Annotated in this window: 6 protein-coding genes; all 6 read left to right on the plus strand. The window is 67.0% G+C overall.

Going from position 1 to position 5759, the window contains the following annotated elements:
• Nucleotides 1-526 precede the first annotated feature (526 nt).
• The gene (gene rfbC / locus ACESL7_RS03725; protein ID WP_372891613.1) at nucleotides 527-1093 is read left to right on the plus strand and encodes a dTDP-4-dehydrorhamnose 3,5-epimerase; all 567 of its coding nucleotides are present in this window, start codon (nucleotides 527-529) and stop codon (nucleotides 1091-1093) included.
• Nucleotides 1090-2130 (plus strand): dTDP-glucose 4,6-dehydratase, encoded by a 1041-nt coding sequence (rfbB, locus tag ACESL7_RS03730; protein WP_372891583.1) that lies wholly within the window; start codon nucleotides 1090-1092, stop codon nucleotides 2128-2130. Before rfbC ends, rfbB begins: the two co-directional genes overlap by 4 nt.
• Nucleotides 2127-2972 (plus strand): dTDP-4-dehydrorhamnose reductase, encoded by an 846-nt coding sequence (gene rfbD, locus ACESL7_RS03735; protein WP_372891584.1) that lies wholly within the window; start codon nucleotides 2127-2129, stop codon nucleotides 2970-2972. Before rfbB ends, rfbD begins: the two co-directional genes overlap by 4 nt.
• Before the next feature lie 37 nt (nucleotides 2973-3009).
• A complete protein-coding gene (gene rfbA / locus ACESL7_RS03740; RefSeq protein ID WP_372891586.1) occupies nucleotides 3010-3900 on the plus strand; it encodes a glucose-1-phosphate thymidylyltransferase RfbA in 891 nt (296 codons plus the stop codon).
• Nucleotides 3863-4909 carry a glycosyltransferase gene (locus ACESL7_RS03745; RefSeq protein WP_372891588.1) on the plus strand — a complete coding sequence of 349 codons (1047 nt, stop codon included), beginning with the start codon at nucleotides 3863-3865 and terminating at the stop codon, nucleotides 4907-4909. Before rfbA ends, ACESL7_RS03745 begins: the two co-directional genes overlap by 38 nt.
• A 189-nt stretch (nucleotides 4910-5098) precedes the next feature.
• On the plus strand, nucleotides 5099-5759 hold a 661-nt coding region (locus tag ACESL7_RS03750), incomplete at its 3' end, for a hypothetical protein (protein WP_372891590.1).

Raw genomic sequence — 5759 nt, forward strand, 5'->3', positions numbered from 1 at the left:
GGGCCTTGCCCGATCCTCAGGCCTGAGCGCGGCATCCTGCGGTCAAGGGGCGGCTGAAAGCCATCACGAACTCCCGGTGCGTGCCGTCTCTGTGGAGAAGCGCGGTGACGCGGCGCGTTTTCAGAGGTGGCGATCCCGGTTTTGAGCCCTGACCGCCGTGGTTTCAGCGCGATCACGGCGCGAGCGCCACACCGGACCCGGTCACCGGCATGGCCTCGCTCTACCATGGCGTGCGCCGGGCATATCCCGAAGCGCGGCGCCATCATTGCGCCTGCGACGCAATCCAGCGTTATCGGCCCGGTGAGCGAGAACGGAACGCGCGGGCGACGCGTTGCGCGTGTTGCCCGGCGGCACCGTTTTCCAAGCGCATCCCGACCTGCCGCCGCTCCGCGTTCGAGAACAGCGCGTGCCGGGGCCGGGGCCGTCGCCGGACTGGCAACCAGAGCAGGCTGGCGATCCTGCGGGGAATGCGTTACGCGAGGCGAAATCCGCAGCAGAGCAGAAGATCGTGGCTGGAGAACCGAGCATGCAGATCGAGCGAACGCCGCTCCCCGGTGTGGTTCTTGTTACGCCCTTGCGCCATGGCGACGCGCGCGGGTTCTTTTCGGAAAGCTGGAATCGCGCCCGCATGGCCGAAGCGGGGTTCGATATCGATTTCGTTCAGGACAACCATTCGCTCTCGGCCAGCGCCGGCACGGTGCGGGGACTGCACTATCAGGCGCCGCCGCACGCGCAGATCAAGCTCGTCCGCTGCGGCCGGGGTCGCCTTTTCGATGTCGCGGTGGACATGCGGCGGGGCTCGCCGACCTACGGGCGATGGTGGGGATGTGAACTCAGTTTCGAAAACGGTCGGCAGCTGCTTGTGCCGGAGGGCTTTCTGCACGGATTCATGACGCTCGAGCCGGACACCGAGATCGTCTACAAGTGTTCGGACTACTACGCGCCCGACTGCGATGGCGCCGTGCGCTGGGACGATCCAGCGATCGGGATCGACTGGCCCGAGGTCGGATCGCCGATATTGAGCGGAAAGGACGCCGCCGCCCCGCGACTGGCCGAGGTCGAAAGCCCCTTCGCCTGGGAGGACGAAGCATGAAGCTTCTGGTCACGGGTGGGGCCGGCTTCATTGGTTCGGCCGTGGTGCGCGCGGCGGTGCAGCGCGGCCACGAGGTCGTCAATCTCGACGCGCTGACCTACGCTGCCTGCCTCGACAACGTGGCCGAGGTGGCGGACAGCCCGCTTTACGTCTTCGAGCGGGCCGATATCCGTGACCGTGAAGCCCTGGACAGGATCCTCGCTGCCCATGCGCCCGATGCGGTCATGCATCTGGCGGCCGAAAGTCATGTCGATCGGTCGATCGACGGACCCGGTACCTTTGTCGAGACCAATGTTGCCGGGACTTTCGCGCTTCTGGAGGCCGCCCGCGCCTATTGGACCCGGGCCGGCCGGCCCGAAGAGTTCCGCTTCCATCACATTTCGACGGACGAAGTCTTCGGGTCGCTCGGCCCCGACGGCCGTTTCAGCGAGTCCAGCCCCTATGCCCCGAACAGTCCCTATGCAGCGTCCAAGGCTGCGTCCGACCATCTCGTGCGGGCATGGCATGAAACTTACGGTCTGCCCGTTGTACTGAGCAACTGCTCGAACAACTACGGCCCGTTTCATTTTCCCGAAAAGCTGATTCCGGTCGTGATTCTCAATGCGCTGGCGGGCCGGGAGATACCGGTCTACGGCAGTGGCGAGAACGTGCGCGACTGGCTCTTCGTGGAGGATCATGCCGACGCGCTGCTCACCGTCCTCACGCGCGGGCGGCCGGGGCGGAGCTACAATATCGGTGGCGAAGCCGAAGCGCGGAACATTGACCTCGTCCGCATGATCTGCCGCCTGCTCGACGCTCGGCGCCCCGAGGCGGCGCCCCACGAGCGGCTGGTGACCTTCGTGGCCGACCGTCCGGGGCACGACCTTAGGTACGCCATCGACCCGTCGCGGATCCGCGAGGAACTCGGCTGGCGACCGCAGGTCACGCTCGAGGAAGGGCTCGCGCGAACCGTCGACTGGTATCTGGCCAACCGTGCCTGGTGGGAGGCGCTGCAGGCCCGCGACGGTGTGGGCCGTCGGCTGGGGACCGTGGCATGAAGTTGCTCGTATTCGGCCGCACCGGGCAGGTTGCGCGGGAACTGGCGCGCCGGTCCCCGGATGCCACGTTCCTCGGGCGCGAGGCGGCCGACCTCGCCGATCCCGAGGCCTGTGCCAGCCGGATAGAAGAGACGCGTGCCGAGGTGGTGATCAACGCCGCTGCGTACACGGACGTGGACGCCGCCGAAAGCGATGAGGCTGCGGCGACCGCGATCAACGGGGCAGCTCCGGCGGCGATGGCGCGCGCGGCGCGGGCGCGGGGCCTTCCATTCCTGCATGTCTCGACCGATTACGTTTTCGATGGGTCCGGGTCGCGCCCCTGGCGGACCGACGATCCGACCGCGCCGCTGTCGGTCTACGGCCGCAGCAAGCTCGTCGGGGAAGAAGGCGTGCGAGGTGCCGGCGGTCGGCATGTCATCCTGAGAACCTCCTGGGTGTTCTCGGCGCATGGCAAGAATTTCGTAAAGACGATGCTCCGCCTCTCGCAGACCCGCGACACGCTGCATGTCGTGGAGGATCAGATCGGCGGGCCCACGCCCGCCGCGGAGATCGCCGCGGCCCTCCTGACGCTGGCACATGCGATGCGCGACGGCGCGCCGGGTGGAACGCTGCATTTCGCCGGCTTGCCCCCGACCAGCTGGGCGGGGTTCGCGCGCGAGATCTTCGCCCAGACGGGCCGGCCCGTGACGGTGGAAGGCATCCCGACCCGGGACTGGCCCACCCCAGCCCCACGTCCGCTGAACTCGCGCCTGGAGGCGTCTTCCCTGACGCGATTCGGGCTCATGGCGCCGGATTGGCGCAGTGGCCTGGCTGACGTGCTGGCCGAGCTGAATGCAGGATGACCGACGGTTTGAAGCCAGAACGGGGACAAGGACAGGGATGACGCAGCGCAAGGGGATCGTTCTGGCCGGTGGATCGGGAACACGGCTTTACCCGATCACGATGGGGGTCTCGAAGCAGCTCCTTCCTGTCTACGACAAGCCGATGATTTACTATCCGCTCACCGTGCTGATGCTCGCAGGGATTCGCGAGATCGCCGTCATCACCACAGCGGAAGATCAGCATCAGTTCCGGCGCACACTGGGCGACGGCAGCCAGTGGGGGGTTTCGCTCGAGTATATCGTGCAACCCTCGCCTGACGGGCTCGCACAGGCGTATCTCCTGGCGGAAGGGTTTCTCGCCGGCGCGCCCTCGGCCATGGTCCTCGGAGACAACATCTTCTACGGTCACGGCCTGCAGGACCTTCTGGCCTCCGCCGCCGCGCGTCCCGAGGGGGGCACGGTGTTCGGCTACCACGTGGCCGATCCGGAGCGGTACGGCGTGGTGGAATTCGGCGACGACGGCCGGGTGCTCGCGATCATCGAGAAGCCTGCGCATCCACCCTCCACATACGCGGTGACCGGCCTTTACTTTCTCGACGGCACGGCGCCGGAGCGGGCGCGCGAGGTCGCGCCCTCGGAGCGTGGCGAGCTCGAGATCACGGCGCTGCTCGAGTCCTATCTCGCCGACGGGTGTCTGACGGTGGAGCGCATGGGGCGCGGCTATGCATGGCTGGACACGGGCACCCATGCGTCCCTGCTGGACGCGGGCAATTTTGTTCGTACCCTCGAACAGCGGCAGGGGCAGCAGGTCGGCAGCCCGGAAGAGGTGGCGTTCAAACTGGGATGGATCGACGGTGAACGGCTCTCGGCGCGTGCGCGGATGTACGCCAAGACGGATTACGGCGCCTATCTTGCCGGCCTGGCCGGGCAGTCCGGGCCGCGATCCTGACCGCGCCGGGTATCGCGACCTCATGACAGGAACATCCGTGCTTCGGAGCGGAGCCCGGTCCGCGCCGCCGGTCGGGGAGGAGCGCTCCGGCCCGACTGTGGCCATCCTGATGGCGGTGCGGAACGGGGCGGCGACCCTGCCCGAACAGCTTGCAAGTTTCGCGCGGCAGACACACGGGGACTGGTACGTTCTCGCGGGCGATGACGGATCCGATGACGCGTCGCGGACGGTGCTGGAGGACTTCGCGGCGCAGGGACATCCGCTGCGGGTCATCGACGGTCCGTGCCGCGGCGCCGCGGCGAACTTCCTGTCGCTCGTCCATGCCTTCCGGGCCGACGCGGCGGACGGCACCTGGATGGCGTTTTCCGATCAGGACGACGTTTGGCTTCCCGACCGGATCGAGCGGGGGGTGGCCGCGCTCGCGGGTGTCGAGGGTCCCGCGCTTTATTGCAGCCGGACATGGGTCACCGACATGGCTCTCGTCGAACGGCGCATGTCCGCACCGCGCCCGCGGCCGGCGGCATTTCGCAACGCGCTGGTGCAGAACATCGCCTCCGGCAATACGATCCTGCTCAACGCTGCGGCCGCGGCCATGGTCGCCTCGGCGGCCGGGGAAGCGGAGCGGGTCGTGGTTCACGACTGGTGGATTTACCAACTCGTGACAGGGGCAGGCGGCCGCGTCGTGCATGACGACCTGCCCACGGTTCTTTACCGTCAGCACGGGACCAATCAGATCGGAGCCAACGACGGCGCGCGGGCCCGCCTGCGCCGCATCGCCATGATCATGGACGGCACCTTCCGGGCGTGGAACGACATCAACATCGAGGCGCTGCAGCGGTCGGCCCATCGCCTGACCCGGGAGAACCGGGCCTGCCTGGCGGCCTTCGCAGACGTGCGCGGACGCCCGCTCGCGGCACGGCTGGCAGGTCTTGCCCGGTTGCGCCTCTACCGCCAGAGCCGCGCTGCGACCCTTGCACTCTGGATCGCCGCCGCCCTCGGCCGTCTCTGACGCCAGAGCATTTCGCAGACAGCTCGCCTCATGCCCGGCTGGCTTGCCGCAAGCGGTGGGACACTGCCGGCTCGACCGCGCCGACATCTTGACCCAACGTCATCTTCAGGGGAAGCTGCCGTTGAACGAGAGGCCACTCGCAGAATGTCAGTCGGAGGGCATTCGCGGGTCGAAAGATTGGGCGCGACGATGAGCACGAAAGTACAATATGGCTGGGTGATCCAGCAGCAGGCCGCGGTCATTCCGGGCATGAACTTCGGACCGGGGTGGCTTCGTGGCAAGCAGAGCGCCGGGCCGGTCACCAACGGTTACGCGCACAACCTGCTCTGCAAGGACATCGTGTTCTACGGCAACGGCAAGCATGCCTTGGGCGCCATCGTGCAGCAAATGAGGTCGATGAACCGCGTCAAGGTTCGCTGCGGGATCTATCCCGGCATGAAGATCGAGACTTTCAAGGAGTCCGAATTCGGCGGCGGCATGGATCAGGTGCAGGTCACGGCGACCGAGAAGGACATCACCCGGAAACCCTACTACCTTTATGCCTTCAAGAAGGAAGCGAGCGACCATTCCTTCGCCTCGCTCGTGACGTCCCTTGGCAGCATGGCGACGGGCTTCGTTCCGTCCGGCGAAATCAACAGCCTGTTGCGTGGCGCGATCGATGCGGGGGCGACACTGCACCAGCAGGGCAAAAACCTGATGCCGGACAAGGCTGCGCTGCAGAAGGCCATGAAGAGCAGTCATGTCTGCGTCGTGCTGACCGGCCGCCGGATGCATTCCCGCACGCCCATCGTGCAGCACTCCCACACCCATACGATGCCCACCCTCGCGGAGGACATCGTGAAGGCCGTGA

This window comes from Rhodosalinus sp. (genome assembly GCF_041685465.1).
In the GTDB taxonomy this organism is placed as follows: domain Bacteria; phylum Pseudomonadota; class Alphaproteobacteria; order Rhodobacterales; family Rhodobacteraceae; genus Rhodosalinus.

What these genes read in the sequence shown, in the direction of transcription:
- rfbC (WP_372891613.1), top strand. Translation starts at nt 527, where the DNA reads ATGCAGATCGAGCGAACGCCGCTCCCCGGTGTGGTTCTTGTTACGCCC.
- rfbD (WP_372891584.1), top strand. Translation starts at nt 2,127, where the DNA reads ATGAAGTTGCTCGTATTCGGCCGCACCGGGCAGGTTGCGCGGGAACTG.
- rfbA (WP_372891586.1), top strand. Translation starts at nt 3,010, where the DNA reads ATGACGCAGCGCAAGGGGATCGTTCTGGCCGGTGGATCGGGAACACGG.
- rfbB (WP_372891583.1), top strand. Translation starts at nt 1,090, where the DNA reads ATGAAGCTTCTGGTCACGGGTGGGGCCGGCTTCATTGGTTCGGCCGTG.